Consider the following 465-nt stretch of genomic DNA (forward strand, 5'->3'; position numbering starts at 1 on the left):
TGACGGACTACTGTTGGTATATTCCCACTGGCGAAAAATGGTAACAAATAGAAAGTGGGTGCCAATCGGCAAAAACAGAGCGCTGTAGCAGCCAGCAGACTATGCAACTGATAGAGTATCGCCTCACCCATGCTATCCTCTCGCGAATGCTAAATTCAGCATTTCAATACCAAAAGAATATAATTTTTCGCCATACCATCCGCTCATTAAAAAAAAGCAAATACTTACGCATAATAATTTCACGCCAAATGGCAACGTCTGTTCTTGCAACTGTGTTACCGTTTGAAAAAGCCCTACTAATAAACCAACAAATGTCGCAACTGCGATAGGTCCTGCAGACATAACTAAAATCAGATACAGCGCCCTATTCCCTGCAAAAACAATATCGTCCATATTTTTTCCTCAGGGATTAATGGATAGGTCAAAATATTGTAAAATGAGTCCTTTTGATAACATTGTCCAACC

Annotated in this window: 1 protein-coding gene; it reads right to left on the minus strand. The window is 40.0% G+C overall.

Annotated elements, in window-relative coordinates; translation table 11 throughout:
* Positions 1 to 132 precede the first annotated feature (132 nt).
* The gene (locus K0039_RS25225) at positions 133 to 393 is read right to left on the minus strand and encodes an EscS/YscS/HrcS family type III secretion system export apparatus protein (RefSeq protein ID WP_000341004.1); all 261 of its coding nucleotides are present in this window, start codon (positions 391 to 393) and stop codon (positions 133 to 135) included.
* Positions 394 to 465 lie beyond the last annotated feature (72 nt).

This window comes from Terrisporobacter mayombei (assembly GCF_020748465.1).
Classification (GTDB): Bacteria; Bacillota; Clostridia; order Peptostreptococcales; family Peptostreptococcaceae; genus Terrisporobacter; species Terrisporobacter mayombei.